Origin of the sequence: Pseudarthrobacter sp. LT1 (assembly GCF_035621795.1) — a bacterium.
Taxonomy (GTDB): domain Bacteria; phylum Actinomycetota; class Actinomycetes; order Actinomycetales; family Micrococcaceae; genus Arthrobacter.
In genome coordinates this window covers 2,067,334-2,083,554 of sequence record NZ_CP141830.1, presented here as the reverse complement: position 1 = coordinate 2,083,554, position 16,221 = coordinate 2,067,334, and the positions used below count along the sequence as shown (strand labels likewise).

General features: G+C 62.3%; 13 protein-coding genes and 1 pseudogene. 5 read left to right on the top strand and 9 right to left on the bottom strand.

Annotation, left to right across the window (positions count from 1 at the left end):
• Window positions 1–514: 514 nt before the first annotated feature.
• The 6 genes from VIK36_RS09755 to VIK36_RS09730 form a co-directional block, all read right to left on the bottom strand.
• Entirely contained in the window at window positions 515–1,858 is a 1,344-nt protein-coding gene (locus VIK36_RS09755) for an LLM class flavin-dependent oxidoreductase (protein ID WP_324644992.1), read from the bottom strand.
• Window positions 1,855–2,805: a TauD/TfdA family dioxygenase gene (locus VIK36_RS09750; protein ID WP_324644991.1), complete on the bottom strand. Its 951-nt coding sequence runs from the start codon at window positions 2,803–2,805 to the stop codon at window positions 1,855–1,857. Before VIK36_RS09750 ends, VIK36_RS09755 begins: the two co-directional genes overlap by 4 nt.
• An 89-nt stretch (window positions 2,806–2,894) precedes the next feature.
• Window positions 2,895–3,803, bottom strand: a complete 909-nt coding sequence (locus tag VIK36_RS09745) for an ABC transporter permease (RefSeq protein ID WP_255175331.1) — start codon at window positions 3,801–3,803, stop codon at window positions 2,895–2,897.
• The gene (locus VIK36_RS09740) at window positions 3,803–4,705 is read right to left on the bottom strand and encodes an ABC transporter ATP-binding protein (RefSeq protein ID WP_324644989.1); all 903 of its coding nucleotides are present in this window, start codon (window positions 4,703–4,705) and stop codon (window positions 3,803–3,805) included. Before VIK36_RS09740 ends, VIK36_RS09745 begins: the two co-directional genes overlap by 1 nt.
• Complete coding sequence (locus tag VIK36_RS09735) at window positions 4,702–5,742, bottom strand: ABC transporter substrate-binding protein (protein ID WP_324644987.1); 1,041 nt, start codon at window positions 5,740–5,742, stop codon at window positions 4,702–4,704. Before VIK36_RS09735 ends, VIK36_RS09740 begins: the two co-directional genes overlap by 4 nt.
• A 1,072-nt stretch (window positions 5,743–6,814) precedes the next feature.
• Entirely contained in the window at window positions 6,815–7,756 is a 942-nt protein-coding gene (locus VIK36_RS09730) for a LysR family transcriptional regulator (RefSeq protein ID WP_255175328.1), read from the bottom strand.
• A gap of 123 nt (window positions 7,757–7,879) precedes the next feature.
• Between VIK36_RS09730 and VIK36_RS09725 the strand changes: the two genes are divergently transcribed.
• The 4 genes from VIK36_RS09725 (at window position 7,880) to VIK36_RS09710 (ending at window position 11,403) form a co-directional block, all read left to right on the top strand.
• On the top strand, window positions 7,880–8,872 hold the full coding sequence (locus VIK36_RS09725; protein WP_255175327.1) for a DUF1852 domain-containing protein: 993 nt from the start codon (window positions 7,880–7,882) through the stop codon (window positions 8,870–8,872).
• Window positions 8,873–8,892: 20 nt separating this feature from the next.
• Window positions 8,893–9,939 (top strand): methionine synthase, encoded by a 1,047-nt coding sequence (locus VIK36_RS09720; RefSeq protein WP_255175326.1) that lies wholly within the window; start codon window positions 8,893–8,895, stop codon window positions 9,937–9,939.
• 2 nt (window positions 9,940–9,941) lie between these two features.
• Entirely contained in the window at window positions 9,942–10,514 is a 573-nt protein-coding gene (locus VIK36_RS09715) for a flavin reductase family protein (protein ID WP_255175325.1), read from the top strand.
• Window positions 10,515–10,779: 265 nt separating this feature from the next.
• On the top strand, window positions 10,780–11,403 hold the full coding sequence (locus tag VIK36_RS09710) for a YoaK family protein (protein ID WP_255175324.1): 624 nt from the start codon (window positions 10,780–10,782) through the stop codon (window positions 11,401–11,403).
• Window positions 11,404–12,284: 881 nt separating this feature from the next.
• On the opposite strand, the gene VIK36_RS09705 is transcribed toward VIK36_RS09710, so the two are convergent.
• Both VIK36_RS09705 and VIK36_RS22080 read right to left on the bottom strand, forming a co-directional pair.
• The gene (locus tag VIK36_RS09705; RefSeq protein WP_324644984.1) at window positions 12,285–13,583 is read right to left on the bottom strand and encodes an HIRAN domain-containing protein; all 1,299 of its coding nucleotides are present in this window, start codon (window positions 13,581–13,583) and stop codon (window positions 12,285–12,287) included.
• Between the two features lie 174 nt (window positions 13,584–13,757).
• Window positions 13,758–13,976 (bottom strand): annotated as a pseudogene (locus VIK36_RS22080) (DUF4236 domain-containing protein); the annotation flags it as partial.
• Window positions 13,977–14,368: 392 nt separating this feature from the next.
• Here VIK36_RS22080 and VIK36_RS09700 point away from each other — a divergent pair.
• Window positions 14,369–15,397 carry a DUF4192 domain-containing protein gene (locus VIK36_RS09700; RefSeq protein WP_324644983.1) on the top strand — a complete coding sequence of 343 codons (1,029 nt, stop codon included), beginning with the start codon at window positions 14,369–14,371 and terminating at the stop codon, window positions 15,395–15,397.
• 111 nt (window positions 15,398–15,508) lie between these two features.
• Here VIK36_RS09700 and VIK36_RS09695 read toward each other — a convergent pair whose 3' ends face one another.
• Window positions 15,509–16,141: a TetR/AcrR family transcriptional regulator gene (locus tag VIK36_RS09695; RefSeq protein ID WP_324644982.1), complete on the bottom strand. Its 633-nt coding sequence runs from the start codon at window positions 16,139–16,141 to the stop codon at window positions 15,509–15,511.
• Between the last annotated feature and the right edge of the window lie 80 nt (window positions 16,142–16,221).

Here is a 16,221-nt window from a genome sequence, read left to right as displayed (position 1 = left end):
GGGGGGTTCTCCCGGCCGTTTGCGGTGTCGATTGGTTCCTGCAGTGACGCACGCGCCAAAAAGCCTGCAATATCGTTCATGCCGTTTCCCCTGTTCCGGGACCCCTCTGCTAGAGCCCCTCGCGTCACCATGCTAGGGGTTGGGTAGCCTCCCCAGCAGGCGCTCGGCTGCGGTGGATTGCTAGAGTTCTCCGTGGCTGGTGCACCTGCGTGGTTTACTGTGCACCCTGGAATTGCAACCATGGACGAGTTCCGCACGGCGTGGAGGGCATCTTGGAGGGCATCTCCTTTCACAGCTGTGACCGCTTCTGCTGTAAGGCCGCTGCCTTGCTTCTGACATGAAACTCCACAGCGGACCGCGCCTCCGGAAACTTAACTCGCATTGTCGAGTCCAGCGTCCGGAGGTGCAGGTCGTCAGTGTCTCCCCTTCCATTTCTTCGGCCTCTCGGGCTGTCAGGAAGGATCTAGCGAGAGGGGTGCTGTTTGGGAAGCGAAGGGTTGTTCTCTTCCTGCTTCTAAACCAGTAGCGGCAGTTTGGTGGACGTACTGGCGGGTTTGGCTAGTCCAAAGTGCTCCCGGAGGGTTCGTCCCGTGTACTCGCGCCGGAAGAGCCCGCGATCCTGCAGGATGGGTACAACTTGGTCCACGAAGATGTCCAGTCCGGAGGGCAGCACGGGCGGCATGATGTTGAACCCGTCCGCGGCGTCGGCCTCGAACCATTCCTGGATCGCGTCAGCCACCTGCTCTGGGGTGCCGGCGAAGGTCCTGTGCCCCCGGCCGCCGCCGAGCCGTCCAATGAGCTGCCGTACCGTGAGGTGTTCGCGACGGGCGAGGTTCACGATCAGGGTATACCGGCTTTTGGCGCCTTCGATCTGGTCTTCGGAGGGCAGCTCGGCCGGCAATTGTTCGTCGAGCTTCAGGGATTCTGCCGGAACGCGCAGTACCCCGGCGAGCTGGCCACGGGCGTATTCGGGCAGGATGAGGTCGTCAAGTTCCTGCTCGAGCCGCCGCGCTTCCTGTTCCGTTGACGCGATGACGGGGACTATACCTGGCAGGATCTTGATCCCTTCCGGATCCCGGCCGACGGCTGCTGTGCGCTGCTTCAGATCTGAATAGAAGGCCTGCGCGTCGCCCAGGGTCTGGTGGGCGGTGAAGACCGCTTCGGCGTAGCGGGCGGCGAAGTCTTTGCCGTTCTCCGAAGAGCCTGCCTGCACGATCACAGGGTGTCCCTGGGCGGACCTTGGAACATCCAGGGCGCCCTCGACCTGGAAGTGCGGCCCGTCGTGGTTGGCCTGGTGCACGCGGGTGTTGTCCGCCCAGACGCCTGCAGCCTTGTCGGCCACGATGGCGTCATCCTCCCAGCTGTTCCAGAGCTTTTTGGCGACGTCGAGGAACTCCGCCGCCCGTTCGTAGCGTTCCGCATGGGCTGGCTGACCGGCCAGGGAGAAGTTCTTCGCCGCTGCGTCCCCGGCGGTGGTGACGACGTTCCATCCCGCCCTGCCGCCGCTGATCTGGTCTACCGAGGCGAAGCGGCGGGCGAGGTTGTAGGGCTCGTTGTAGGTGGTTGATGCGGTGGCAATCAGCCCGATCCGTTCTGTGACGGCTGCAATCGCCGCCAGCAGGACGGTGGGTTCGAGACTTCCGTAGGGCCGCTGGGTGACGTCACCGTGCAGGACCGGGGAATCCGCGAAGAAGATGGAGTCCAGTTTCCCGCGTTCGGCTGTCTGCGCCAGCTTCTGGAAATGGGCCACGTCAGTCCCTGCCCGGGTGTCGCTTTCCGGTAGCCGCCATGATGCCTCATGGTGGCCGGTGCTCATCAGGAAGGCGTTGAGGTGCAACTGCCTCTGCCCGGTCGTCATCGCCGCGCCCCGGCGAACGCGGACTCGTCGAGGACGACGGTTTCGGAGTAGGAGGACGAGTCACCCTTGATCGCGGTGCTGTGGCGGCCGTCCACTCCGACCGGGATGTCACCGGCGACGGTGACCCGGTTCAGTTTGCGAGGCTGTCCGTCGTAGTTGTCGGGGGCGTAGTGCTGGGTGATGCGGTTGTCGAAGAGGACCAGCTGGTTCGGTTCCCAGTTCACCCGGACCACATTTTCAGGGCGGGTGATGTATGCCTGGAGGAGCCGGAGAATGTCCTTGGATTCAGTGTTGGACAGCCCGACGATCCGCAGCCGCTGGGCGAACCCGCCGATGAACAGGCCCCGCTCCCCCGTCAGCGGGTGGACCCGGACCACGGGGTGGGCGGTTTCGAAGTGGATGCGGGTGAATTCCTTGCGTCGTTCCTCGGCGTTGGCGTGTTCGAGGTTCTTGGGTACGGAGTAGTCGTAGTCGTTGGTGTGAATGGCCCAGAGCGTGTCCGCGAAGTTGCGCAGCTCTTCCGGAAGGTCCTGATAGGCGCCGGCGGAGGACGCGATGAGGGTTTCCCCGCCGTAGGCCGGCAGGGTGATGCTGCGCAGGGTGGAGGCCTGGGGCGGGTTGACCACGAACGTGACGTCGGTGTGCCAGTTGTTGGCGCTGCCGTTTTCGCTGTCTACCGGCAGTACCGACGGTTTGCCGTCGACGGACGCGACGGTGGGGTGGGCGTTGGTGAGTGGGCCGAAACGGCTGGCGAAACGGACCTGGGCCTCGTCGTCGAGCACGTTTGCTTCCCGGAAGACGAGGGCTTTGTGTTCGTTCAACGCTTCGCGGATCTGGGCGGTGGTGCCCTCGCTGAGTTCCGCGCTGAGGTCCAGCCCGCGGATTTCGGCGCCGATGCGGGAGCCTAGCTTGGTGAATTCGAGCTTGGTTTCAGTGATGACGGACATGATGGTTTCCTTTGCAGTTCGATTTGTGCAGCTCAGTGCGTTACGGTGCAGTTCTTTTGCGGTGGAGGGCGATGGTGCTTGCGGTTTTGCTAGCCGTTCCCTGAGCCGACGGCGGTGCGCCAGCGGGAAAAGTGGCGTTCGACGCCGACCAACAGGTAGTTCACGGCCAGACCCAGCAGCGACACGGTCAGGATGCCGGCGTACATGTCCGGGATGAGGAAGCTGCTTTGAGAGTTGACGATGAGGTAGCCCAGGCCGGCCTTGGCCCCGACCATTTCGGCGGCGATGAGGACAAGGATGGATGAGGTCCCTGCCATGCGGATGCCGGTGAAAATGGTCGGTACCGCTGACGGAAGGATGACTTTCTGAAACAGCGTGAAGTTCGACAGCCCCAGAGAGCGGGCCGCCCTGATCAACAAGGGGTCCACGGTCCGGACCCCGGCGATCGTGTTCAGGAGCACCGGAAAGAAAGCGGCGTACGCCACGATGCTGATCTTCGAGGTTTCACCGATCCCGAGCAGCAGCGTAAACACGGGAAGCAGGGCCAGCGCGGCGGTATTCCGGAAGACCTCCAGCAGGGGGTTCAGAAACCGGTCAAGAGCTCCGTACCAGGCAACGAGCAGTCCCAGTACGACGGCGGAAACCACGGCGATGCCGAATCCGGACGCGGAGCGGGTGAGGCTGGCGCCGAGGTGGTTTTGCAGTTGGCCTTTGGCGATCAGTGCGCCAAGGGCGGAGAGGACTTCGTGCAAGGGCGGCAGGAACACCCGGGTGGAGTCGGGGGCGAGATAGAGGGGCCCGAGTTCCCATAAAAGCAGGAACAGCAGGACCGCGCCGGCCCTCCAGAGGGCACGGCCGCCGTTCACTGCACCGCGTTTGACCAGGGAAAGACCCGTTGCAGGGACAGCGTGTCTGCGCGGTGCCGCGTCACCGGCCTGGGGAGTTGTTGAGGCCTGGGTGGTGGAGTGTGCGTCTGAGGTCAGAGTTGGTGCGCTCATCAGGCTGCCTTTCCACTGATAGGTTGCGGGGCTTCATCGGGTGCGGTGCCATCGGGGAGAATCTTGGCGTGGCCGGCCTGCTGGGCCTTGAGGACTTCGTCGTGAAGGAGCGCCCAGACTTTGTGCCGGTGCTCGACGAAGACCGCGTCGGATCGGACGTCTCGGTCGCCGGTCCGGTCGCCGAGGTTGATGGGGACGATTTCCTTGAGCCGGCCCGGGCGTGAGCTGAGCACGGCGACGCGCTGGCCCAGGTAGACCGCCTCATCGATGCCGTGGGTGATGAAGATGATGGTCTTGCCGGTGGTCCGCCAGATCCGCAGCAGCTCTTCCTGCAACTGTTCGCGGGTCTGGGCGTCCAGGGCAGCGAAAGGCTCGTCCATCAGCAGGACATCCGGCTCATAGGCGAGGCTTCTGGCGATTGCCACGCGCTGCTTCATTCCTCCGGATAGTTCGTGGGGGTAGCGGTCTTCGAAGCCGGCGAGGCCCACAAGGTCGAGGTAGGTTCGGGCTTTCTTTGCGCGTTCCCTGCGGCTGAGGCGTTTGCCGTCCTGTCCCGGGCCTTCCAGCCCGAAGGAGACGTTGGCTGCTGCCGTGCGCCAGGGAAACAGTGCGTATTGCTGGAAGACGACAGCCCGGTCCTTGCCCGGCCCCGTGACCTCTTTGCCATCCAGCAGGACCTTTCCAGTATCCGGCCGGGTAAGCCCGGCCAGGAGGTCCAGGAGAGTGGTCTTCCCGGACCCGCTGGGACCCACCAAGGTGAGGAACTCACCGGCGGCGACGTCGAGGGTGATCCCGTCCAGGGCCGTCAGTGTGGAACCGAGCGGGGCGTCCTTGGTGGGCCTGACGGTGAAGGACTTTCCGACGTTCTGCAGGCTGATCTTGGGTGCGGCGGTCTGTGTCATGATGAGGCCTTCAGCAATCCGTTGTATTCGTTGGTGTAGTACTTGGACGGTGTGATGTCCCCGGTGACGATGCCGGTGTCCTTCAGCCAGTCTGACCAGCGGCTGAAGTCCTGATCGGTGATAGCTCCCTTGGCCGGCACTCCGACGCTCTTCCAGTACTTCAACGTCGCGGTGCTTTCATTACGCTGGCGCTTTTCGATGATGCTGGTAAAGCGGGCGATGACATCCTCGCGGGGTGTGGTGCGTTCCCATTCGATGGCCTTGGCCACGCCGGTGGTGAAGATCTTCGCGGTCTCGGGGTTCTGCTGGATGAAGTCTTTCCGCAGGACGTACTGGCCGCCGGCGAACGTTCCAAACAGTTCGAAGTCGCTGAAGAGGGAACGGAGGCCGCCCTTGGCGACGGCGTTGTCCTGGAGCACGCCTCCCAGGACTCCGACGTCGACCTGGCCGCGGCGGATTGCTTCCTCGGTGTCGTTTGGCGGAACGACCACGAGCTGGACCTGTTTGATCTCTTCCTGGCTGAGGCCGTTCCTTTTCAGGTAGCTGTTCAAGACTGCATCGGAGTGCGCGCCCAGGGTGTTGACGCCCACCTTTTTGCCGATCAGATCGCGCGGGGACCGGATCGGGCTGTCGTCCTTGCCGTAGAAGCCATTGAACGTCTTCTCGTCCTCCCCGTAGTAGTTAATAACCGCCGTGACCGGGGCACCTGCCTCAATGAGCTTGACCACCGCACCAGAGAACGCACCGCCAAAGTCGGTGGCACCCGTGGCAGCCGATTGAATGCTGGCCGGCCCGCTGATGGTGTTTCCCACCCAGTTCAGCTTCACGTTCCCCAGGTAGCCGAGGTCCTCGGCGAGCTCGGGAAGGCTGACGCTGTTGGCCGAGCCCTCATAACGCAATTCCGTGACCTCGGGCGCTCCGGAACCGCCCTGCGCGGTCGCCGGACCCCCACAGCCGGACACCACCAAGGAGACGGACATGGCCGCGGCCAGGCCAAGGACGGAGAAGGTTCTTCGGGATATCTGCGGGTTTCTCATAGACGGACTTTCTGAGCTTCGGGGATGGGTTGGGGGCCTGGCGCTTAGCCCGGCTGGCTTGTGTCCACCATGAGAGCAGAGAAGAAACCGCCGCAGAAGAGCGACGTTCATCCGGGGAAACCGGGAGTAACCGGCAGATCACACGGCGTCGCGCGGAGCAAACCCGACGCACAAGGACATGCTGCGGAAAGTAGCGAAATTCAAGGCAAGCCAGCGAAACCGCGCGACATCTACCCACCGGTACACCGTTGCGCGGCGTCATCATTGGTCCCTCGATAAGCCCGGGTACAAGCCGACGACCCACATTTTCAAGTGAATTATGAAGAGGACACCGGGGAAGGCGAATTTGATGATGCTTTGGGCGGGACTGCCAACACCAATGGCAGGAAGAAAGTTTCTTTAAAAGTCGAGACGTTGTTACAAACATCTCGCACGGAATCATCATCATCAGCGGGCGCTGGGCGGGCGCGTGTGGTCCCCCATCCGCGGTCATCCAACCGCATCCACGACTCGAATGTGAAACCTGTCAGGATCCGGACCACGATGAGCCAAACGGTGGCTCGAAGCATTCCCCGCCTCCGAACTCGGCCCCGACTGGATGAAGGCGATGCTCGTCCCCTTGCCCGCATCAACTTCGCAGTCATTGGCGGCACGTCACTGGGTAACGCTGAGTAGCTGCTCTCACTGCCGAGGGCCTGCTGGGGCCTCAACCTTTGCATCGTCCAAAAGTTCCCCACGAGTAGCCAGCTACGTAGAATCGCGTGCTTCGACTCGTGACAGCTACTAAGAATTCCTGTGTCGGCAGCTTGTCGTGAAGGAACAGCGCTGGGGATTCTTACTGCAGATTGACCTACACCCCAACCTGACGTCCGGCGGTCTGACAACGGAGAATACGGCCCATGGATGCAGTTTTGGACAGCCGCCACACGCCTAGACTGACCCAGGGGGACTTCGACGTCCCCCTGCCCCAACGAAGCACCGCAAGGTGCGGTTTCTTGGGCGATCTTTCCCTCAGTTGACGGGTGCCTCCACCCCGGTTTCCGCCGTGGGGATGTCAGGGTGTGATCTGCGGTCAGTCGAGTAGCGCTACGCCGAACTCGGCGACGACGGCCCGCAATTCCCTGAGGTAGCCCTGCGCTTGGTCGGTAAGCGGAATCGCGGCGTGACCGATCCAGCCGATCTCGATGCGTTCGTCAACGTCGAGCGGGATGGCCACGATCTCCGGGTCGAGCTGCCCGCTGATGATGCCCGTCGAGATCGTGTAGCCGTGGAGCCCGATCATGAGGTTGAAGATCGTCGCCCGGTCAGAGACCCGGATCTCCTGCTTGCTGGACAAGGTGGAGAGAATCTCCTCGGCGAAGTAGAAAGAGTTGTTCGCACCTTGATCGAAAGTTAGGCGCGGCAAGCCGGCGAGATCGGCGAGAGTCGCACGCTCTTTTGAGGCGAGCGGGTTATTCCGTGCAATGAAAATGTGCGGATCGGCGAGGAAAAGCGGAGTGAACGCGAGCCCGGATTCCCGGAGCAGCTTGTCGATGACCTTCCGGTTGAAATCGTTCCGGTAGAGGATGCCTATCTCGCTGCGGAGCGTCCGGACATCCTCGATGATGTCCCAGGTGCGGGACTCACGGAGCGAGAACTCGTATTCGGCCACCTCAGTGGCCTTGACCATCCGGACGAAGGCGTCCACCGCGAACGAGTAGTGCTGCGTTGACACCCCGAGCAGACGTCGCATCGGTGGCCTGCCGAGGTAGCGCTGCTCGAGGAGAGCGAACTGCTCGACGACCTGCCTCGCATAGCCGAGGAACTCTGCCCCGTCTGCGGTGAGGGTGACCCCGCGGGCGGAGCGAACCAGGAGCGCACGGCCCACCCGGGCCTCAAGGTCCTTCATCGCTGCGGACATCGTTGGCTGCGCTACGTAGAGAAGATCGGCAGCCGCGGAGATCGATCCCTCGGCTGCAACTTCTATGAAGTAGCGGAGCTGCTGCAGGGTCAGTCCGCTCGAAATTTGGGCCATAGGAAGAGTCTATATGAATGCATAGCAGCGCCTAGTTACCCGATACCAGCGGAAAGGTTGCACCATGGACTCAACCCCTTCTGGAAGGCCGTCTCCGGCCCATCGACAACGGATTGGCAGCACATGGCAGACGACTTTACGTTCAGTATCACCACGACCCGCTTCGACGAGGACTACTCCCCGTCCGAAGGCTCCCGGATCACGACGAACTTCGCCAACCTCGCACGGGGCGAGCACCGCCAGGAGAACCTCCGCAACGCCTTGACCATGATCCGGCGCCGTTTCAACGATCTCGCAGACTGGGACAACCCGGACCGGGACCGCTACACGCTCGAGCTTAATATCGTCTCCGTGCAGATACAGCTCACCTCGGACGGCACGGATCAGCAGTTCCCCCTGTTCGAGGTTCTCGACATCCAGATCGTCGACCTGCTGAACGGGGTCCGCCACCAAGGAATCGTCGGGAACAACTTCTCGTCCTACGTCCGCGACTTCGACTTCAGCGTCGTACTGCCGGCGGCAGCAGGGGACTCAGGCAAGCCCACCGTCCCCGAGGACTTCGGCGACCTTCACGGCAAGCTGTTCCAGCACTTCCTCGATTCCCCGGAATGCCAGGAACGCTTCCCGCAGCCGCCAGTGGTCTGCATCAGCGTCTCCACGAGCAAGACATACCGGCAAACCGGGAACCGTCACCCGGTCCTGGGCGTCGAGTACCAGCAGGACGATTACTCCCTGACGGACGCGTACTTCGCGAAAATGGGGCTGCGGGTCCGCTACTTCATGCCGCGCGGCAGCGTGGCTCCGCTCGCCTTCTATTTCCGCGGCGACCTGCTCAACGACTACACCAACCTGCAGCTCATCGGCACGATCAGCACCATGGAGACCTTCCAGAAGATCTACCGCCCGGAGGTCTACAACGCGAACTCGGCCGCCGCCGCCGTCTACCAGCCGAGCCTGGGAGAGCAGGATTACTCGCGGACCCAGATCGCGTACGACCGCGTCGAGCGCAGCCAGCTCGCGGTCACGCAGGCGAAGTACACGGAGGAGCACTTCATCACGCCCCACAAGGACCTGTTGGACCAGTGGACCGCCAACTACCCCGCTCTCGTCAACTGACCAACGGAGAATTCCCAATCATGAACACACTCTTGCCCACCACCCTTGTCGGAAGCCTGCCGAAACCATCGTGGCTCGCACAGCCGGAAACTCTCTGGTCCCCATGGAAGCTGGAGGGAGATGCGCTGCTCGAGGGCAAGCAGGATGCGCTGCGCATCGCCATCCACGAGCAGAGCCGGCGCGGCATCGACATCGTCAGCGACGGCGAGCAAACCCGCCAGCACTTCGTCACGACCTTCATCGAGCATCTCAGCGGCGTCGACTTTGAACAGCGCAAGACCGTGCGCATCCGTGACCGGTACGACGCGAGCGTGCCGACCGTCGTCGGACCGGTGCACCGCGAAAAGCCGGTATTCGTCGACGACGCAAAATTCCTCCGCGCTACCACCGACAAGCCGATCAAATGGACTCTTCCCGGCCCGATGACGATGGTGGACACACTCTACGATGACCACTACAAGAGCCGCGAGAAGCTGGCCTGGGAGTTCGCCACGATCCTGAACCAGGAGGCGAAGGAACTGGAGGCCGCGGGCGTGGACATCATCCAGTTCGATGAGCCCGCGTTCAATGTCTTCCTTGATGAGGTCAAGGACTGGGGCGTGGCTGCACTTGAGAGGGCGGCGGAAGGACTGCGTGCGGAGACCGCCGTGCATATCTGCTACGGCTACGGGATCAAGGCGAATAATGACTGGAAGGCGACGCTCGGCTCACAGTGGCGTCAGTACGAGGAAACGTTCCCGCTGCTGCAGAGCTCCAGCATCGATATCATCTCGCTGGAATCCCAGAACTCCCACGTGCCCATGGACCTCATCGAGCTCCTCCGCGGCAAGAAAGTCATGCTGGGCGCGATCGACGTCGCCAGCGAGGCCATCGAGACGCCGGAGGAGGTCGCCGACACCCTCCGCAAGGCACTGCAGTTCGTTGATGCGGACAAGCTCATCCCCAGCTCCAACTGCGGCATGGCCCCGTTCCCCCGGGATGTCGCCCTCGCCAAGCTGAGTGCCCTCAGTGCAGGGACGGACATCGTCCGCCGGGAACTCCGCCGCTCCGCCCCCACGGCGTCATAGGGATGTTTCACGCCTACCCTACGGACACGTGGCTTGGGGGCCCGGAGCAAAGCTTCCCGTCCTCCCTGTCGGCCGACGACTTCAAAGCACTGTTCCGTGGCCACCCGGGAGGTGTCGCCGTCGTGACGGCGGATGCAGGCGACGGACCGGTGGCGCTGACGGTCTCGTCGGTCGTGTCAGTGAGCGCAGAACCTCCGCTGCTCATTTTCTCGGTCTCGGCACTGTCCTCTGCGTCCGCGGTGCTGTCGCGCGCCGAAACCGTCGTCGTGCACCTCCTGGACGCGCACGACGTCGACCTGGCCAAGTTTGGCGCGACCCCCGGCGCCGACCGCTTTGACCAGACGCACCGCTGGTCGGCCCTGGCGACCGGCGAAGCGGTCTATGAGGATGTGCGCGCCTGGGTGCGCTGCGCCGTCATCAACCGGATGGAGGTGGGAACCTCCACCATCGTCGCCGTTCACGCCCTGGAGTCACACGTGATGCGTGACGTCCAAGCGGGCGAACCCGGCGACGCCCTGGTCTACCACAACCGTTCATGGCACCGCCTGGGCGAGCATTCCAAGCTTGAAGCCTGAGCGCCGCGCCAACAATGATTGCGCGTCGCCGCTACGATGGCGCCCTAGTCGCCGGCGCAGATCCCCGGAGGACTGGCAGCGCCTTAGTTGCCTGCCAGTCCATCAAAACCACCAACAAGCATGTCCGAGGGGTGGTCATAGAGACCACCCCTCATGATGAAGGATCCCTTAAACCATGACATCAGCTGTAGCCGGCTCAGGTATCAAAACCGCCTCTACCCCACAAGAAAATGCGTCGTCTCCGGAAAAGTTCCGACTGATGCTCATGATGGCCCTCACGCTCGTTACAGGTGTGGTTGACGCGGTCGGCTACCTTGGACTCGATCACGTCTTCACCGGAAACATGACCGGCAACGTGGTGATTCTTGCGATGGCGCTGGCCGGGGCCGCGAACCTGCCAACGTTGGGCCCACTGGTAGCACTCGGCGCTTTTCTCCTCGGCGCGGCGGTTGCCGGATTTACGCTCCAGTCAAGCCCGAAAGGCTGGAACCGCAGGGTCACGCTCCTTCTCACAGCGGGTTGTATCGCGTTGACGGGAACCGCCGCCATCTCGCTCATCGTGGAAGACGTCGGCCACCAGTCCATTCGTGTCATTGTTGCCGCCCTTATCGCCATGCACATGGGCTCCCAGGCCCTGATTGCGCGGCATTTGGGCGTACGGGACATGACCACAGTGGTCATTACTTCCACCATGACCTCCCTCGCCGGAGAGTCACTTGTGGGCAAGCAACGGCCCCGGTTACTCAACCGACGGCTGGGCGCTGTCCTCGCTATGTTCGCCGGGGCCGCCATCGGAGTACTCCTGCTCCAGATCCATCTCAGCGTCCCGATCGCCCTCGGCATCGCGATCACCGCCGCTGTGACGTTCCTGGGGAGACGCTGGCATTGATGCGGTACATTCCACCGGCCGTGCCTGCGCAGCGGACAAGCATCCGGGAGGCCAACCTCGGCTCAACCAGAAGCAAATCCGATAAGGGCGCGAATCCGAGTGCACTTCACCCCAACCTGACGTCAGTCTGACCGTCCGACGGCGTCAGGTTAGAGCCGGGTTACGGCCCTTGGACACCGACTCCCAGCAGCGATATATCTCAAGCTGACCCTCCCACCTGCCTCGGGGAAAAGGGGCACACCGCCGAGTCCAACAGTCTTTCATCTGGCGGCCCTGTGCTGAGTCACGGCAAGCGGGAATGCGAGGACTCGAACTCCCGGCCGGCGCCGGGCAGAGCATCAAATTAGACGTAAGTGTAGACAGTGTCCACACCTACTCTGGCTGCGATGAACGCAAGGTGCTTTTGGGTCGTCGAAACCTCGCATCGGAGGCCGCGAATCAACCGCGCTGCGGTCATGTCGTCGTCTCTCCCCCGGCCCATGAATAGGTGTAGGCCACCACGGGGCCTACCCGACAAGACCGGAAGCGAGGAACCGTATAACCCCAGCAAACAGCACGCGGAGCGCCCACCAGCCACGGCACTGACCCCGCCACCCCACACACCTGCATACCCCCCGCGGCGGCCAGGCTACAGCCCGCGACCCAACCCGTCAGGCGACGCGACCGCAAGGTTGTCAACACGTTAAAGCAAAATCGCCCCTGACGAGGCGACCTGTTGTGCCCGAGGTGGGACTCGAACTACATTCCAGACCCTGCAAACACTGGGAACCCGCGAAAACATGCGGAATCCGAGTCAGTTCGAAGACAGTAAGACCTAGTCCGAGGAAAGGAGTGTGGACAATGTCCACACTCCTCCCTGGGGATTTCTTTGCTTAGTTTCCCTACTTCGCGTAGGCGGCCGGGACCTCGTAGTTCGCGGCCAGCGGGAGGAGCTTCGGGGCAGGGTGCGGTCCCTTGGAAACCCAATCGTTGCTGATCTCGGTGGTTTTAGCGGCGTGGAGGACGAGCTGTGCAGCGAGGGCAGAACCCGTGATCTTGGCGTAGGCTACGGCGGTCTCACCGACTGCCTCGGTGTGTTCGAGGAGCGGGAGCAGGTGTGCTGAGGTGACGTTGCTGAGTTCCCCGACCCGTTTGCCGTCGAGACGTACCTCGACAAACGGGCGCGGCGTGCCGTTCTTCAACGTTTTGATCTCTTTGTGCAGGCTGACCAGCAGGAGGCCTTGACCGTCAGTTGGGACGTGGCTGGACAGTATGTCGAAGTGGTTCTCTTCCTTCAGGACCTGAATTCCTGATCCCCACGGTAAGAGAGTGGTCACGCCCGTGGGGGCCTCGTTGAGCGGAGTGATCAGTTCCGGTTCTGGCAGCGCAACGGTGACGCGTGCCCGAAACTGGGCGCCGTCGTCGTAGCCCCACATGCGAGCGGTGGTTGCAGCGACGAGTCCGCTGGCGATGATTCTCCTGATTGGTTGTTTATAGCGAGGAGCGTCCTCACGACTGAGATAACCAAGCACCCGGCCTCTCCACCGAACACTGATGGCATTGGAGTCGTACGGGTTGTCCGGCTCGGCAACCAACTCCACCTGAACGCCTTCAGCTTCGCCTTCAGTCCTTCGACCGGAGAAGGACCCATTGGCGCGGAGCGCCGCCTTGATTGCCTTGCCATAGGCGTGCTCACCAACGACTTCCACGTTCGGCCATTCCGCACGACCAAGGGAAACAGGATACGAGCGCCTAGGGGAGGAGGCAGCCAGATTTACCGCTGCACTTGGTTCCACTGGCACCGCGTATGACGGATCCTGATGAGGCGGAGCGTCAACAGCCGAATTTTCGATACCGTCGGTAGAGGACCTGACAGGTTCTCTGAGGCTGGCTGACCAGGTGGCGTCCTCCCAGGCCTGGCGGTCACGACGGCGCTTTCGCAGCACTAAAGTTAGCCCGACAATGCCCGCTGCCAGCACAAACCCTGCAGGCGAAGAGACTGTGACAATAAGCAGCAGCAAGCCGAGCATCGTCCACTGGGCAACTGTCCCGGCCTTCTCAAGCTGTGGCACGCCGCGGCCGCCCGCGTTCAGCCTCGCCGGGCTTTCACCGACGAAGGTAAGGACGTTCGCTGCCTGTCCCTGGGTCAGGTGCATGAGGCTGGGGCGCGTTCCAGTTGCGCGGGCGACGACTGCACGCACGAAGTTCCGTTGGAACTTCGATGCTGCCGGCGTTCCATCCGGCGCCAAGAGCTGCCGCCACGTTTCGTCGCTGACGATTCGACGATCGATGCGGCCGCGCGAAGGATTAGATCGCCGAACGGCAGCCTTCCGGGTGGCACGGCGGGTGGAGCTGCTGGTCGAATAGGAGACCCCCGTCTTGGGGACCCTCACCGTAGTTGTTGTGCGACCCGTTGCCGACTTCGTGACCCGCAAGGGGCCTGCTCCAACACTTGCGCTCAATCCGCGCTTCGATGCGGTGATCCGCACCGGCCCAAAACTCTTTGACTTGCGGTAACGAAACCCCAAACCCGTACCCCCAATAAATTTGGCATACGAGAAGCCAGTTCCCCTCGTAAGAGAAATTGTATGCATCAGTAATCGGTGCAGGAACAAACGGCCACCAAGTGAAATATCCACGCCGCCGCAAAGCAGCCCAAGCGCCCTCAATAACCGCCGAAGTCATGCCGTCCCATTCTTCAAAACCCATGGAAAAGCAAAAACTCATCGCTGCTCGTCATTCTGATATGTCCCATGATCGCTGGGCGGACCCTCCGCGCAACCAGGGCGCTACGCGCCGACCCCGGAACCGAAAACTTCCCAAGCCAGAGTCGTTTGGTTCTCGACGAAGTTTTCGGCCCCGGCGCCGGTCCCCCAAGTTGCACTCCGGCCCCTCAACCCAGCAGATGGTCCCCTATCAGAACGACGCCCACCACCAACAACCGCAGAAACACGGCACCACAACCGGTCAGGGGAATCACGGGATCATGGAAAAGCTCACCATCAAAACACCATCAGATGTCCTCAGCTTCATCGGACACACCCTCGGCTTCTGGCCCCAGGAAAGCCTGGTCTGCATCACGATGAACGACAACAGCATCGGCGCCACCCTACGTATCGACCTTCCTCACCAACCAGGCCAGGAACTCCCCTACGCCCGCACCGTCGCCCACTACCTCACCAGCGACACCACCGCCACGTCCATCCTCTTCGCCGTCTACACCAGCGAAACCACCCAACCCGGACAGCCCAAACCCCAAGCCGGGGCCATCGCCGCACTCACCGGGGTCCTCGCCGAGCAGGGCATCACCATTCGCGACGGTCTCTTCGTCGGGAACGAAACCTTCTCCCCATACGACGGCGAACCAGGCACCAACCTCGCCATGCCCGTCAGCTCCACCGAAACCAGCGCGATCAACGCCGAATTCATCTACCGCGGCAGCTTCGTCGAACCCACAGACCACATCACCCTTCCACCTAGCGGCCACGATGCAGCGAAAGCGGCCGCCGTCAAAGACCACATACACTCCATCGGGTCTCAAACCTCCGAGACGGCCCTCCTGCACGGGCGGGAACTCTGGGGCAACATGCTCGGCGCCACAGACTTCCCGAGCGACGACGACTGTCACGCCCTCGTCGCAAACCTGCAATTCCCCGCCATCCGCGACCGGCTCATCGCAGACATCCCCGGGGTCGACGAACCCATGCAGCACATCCTGTTCGCCCAAACCACACAGCCCCCAAAATGGTCACGAATCGAGTGGGCACAACAACTCCTCCTCCACGCCTATACCCGCACCTCCCCCGAACACGCGGCACCTGTCCTCACCGCCATCGGCTACATCAACTGGTGGGAAGGCAGAGGCAGCAAAGCACACCAGTTCCTCCAACTCGCCCTCGATACAGACCCGGCCTACCGCCTCGCCCGCCTCAGCGACCAAATGATCGGCGCCGGCGTGGTCGCAGGCTGGAACATGAACAAAGACACCGCCTACAAAAGCCTGCCCTTCGACTAACAGTTCTCCAAAGCGCAGGAGCACCCGCTCCCACGCGCACGCAGGTTCTGGCCAACGAGCAAGACTTCCCCCTGGAGCGCCCTCCTGAAATCGGAGCGGCAGTTCGACTTTTTACGGTATATCCGCTGTAGTCAGCTCTCGGAGTCTCGCCCTGAGACGGCCGGCCATGTCCAGATGGACCGGCATCAACAGCCACTGGACCTGCAGGCCATCGACTAGCGCGATGATGTCCGTTTCCAAGCCTTCCAATTCAATGTGCGGCCTTATAAGCGAGCGGCTTGCCAGGTTTCCGAGGGCAGCTTTGGTGCGTCTTAGAGCTCTCTCATATCGCGCCACGAAATAGTCATGAGCAGGGTGCCCTGCATCGGAAGCCTCAGTGGACAAGACGGCGAACAGACTCACGATGCCAGGGTTTCTTGCGTTGTGCTCTATGACTCTGATGAGTCGGCTGAAGTATTCGATTCCATCAGAGCTCTCCTCCGGCGCGCCTGCGAAGAAGAGTTCGTTATCCTTGCGGTCTCGTTCCTCGAGTACGGCCTCCAGCAAGGCCTCCTTCGTGGGGAAGTAGTGCAGGAGAGCTGTGCGACTCACTCCGCAATCAGCAGCCATCTGCAGCATGCTTGCATTTCGGTAGCCCACGGTCGCGAAGGCATCGAAAGCGGCCTGCAGGATCTGGGCACGCCGCCATTCACTTTTCGCGTAGGGCCCACGGGCTCCGCCCTTCTTGGCAGCTGTCTCCAACATTGCACCAACATCCCATCATTCGGACGGCCCCACAACTTGAGGCCGTTGCCACAGCCACAGTTGCCGTTCCATCCGGCGCC

What these genes read in the sequence shown, in the direction of transcription:
- VIK36_RS09755 (WP_324644992.1), bottom strand. Translation starts at nt 1,858, where the DNA reads ATGACGACCGGGCAGAGGCAGTTGCACCTCAACGCCTTCCTGATGAGC.
- VIK36_RS09750 (WP_324644991.1), bottom strand. Translation starts at nt 2,805, where the DNA reads ATGTCCGTCATCACTGAAACCAAGCTCGAATTCACCAAGCTAGGCTCC.
- VIK36_RS09745 (WP_255175331.1), bottom strand. Translation starts at nt 3,803, where the DNA reads ATGAGCGCACCAACTCTGACCTCAGACGCACACTCCACCACCCAGGCC.
- VIK36_RS09740 (WP_324644989.1), bottom strand. Translation starts at nt 4,705, where the DNA reads ATGACACAGACCGCCGCACCCAAGATCAGCCTGCAGAACGTCGGAAAG.
- VIK36_RS09735 (WP_324644987.1), bottom strand. Translation starts at nt 5,742, where the DNA reads ATGAGAAACCCGCAGATATCCCGAAGAACCTTCTCCGTCCTTGGCCTG.
- VIK36_RS09730 (WP_255175328.1), bottom strand. Translation starts at nt 7,756, where the DNA reads ATGGCCCAAATTTCGAGCGGACTGACCCTGCAGCAGCTCCGCTACTTC.
- VIK36_RS09725 (WP_255175327.1), top strand. Translation starts at nt 7,880, where the DNA reads ATGGCAGACGACTTTACGTTCAGTATCACCACGACCCGCTTCGACGAG.
- VIK36_RS09720 (WP_255175326.1), top strand. Translation starts at nt 8,893, where the DNA reads ATGAACACACTCTTGCCCACCACCCTTGTCGGAAGCCTGCCGAAACCA.
- VIK36_RS09715 (WP_255175325.1), top strand. Translation starts at nt 9,942, where the DNA reads ATGTTTCACGCCTACCCTACGGACACGTGGCTTGGGGGCCCGGAGCAA.
- VIK36_RS09710 (WP_255175324.1), top strand. Translation starts at nt 10,780, where the DNA reads ATGATGGCCCTCACGCTCGTTACAGGTGTGGTTGACGCGGTCGGCTAC.
- VIK36_RS09700 (WP_324644983.1), top strand. Translation starts at nt 14,369, where the DNA reads ATGGAAAAGCTCACCATCAAAACACCATCAGATGTCCTCAGCTTCATC.
- VIK36_RS09695 (WP_324644982.1), bottom strand. Translation starts at nt 16,141, where the DNA reads ATGTTGGAGACAGCTGCCAAGAAGGGCGGAGCCCGTGGGCCCTACGCG.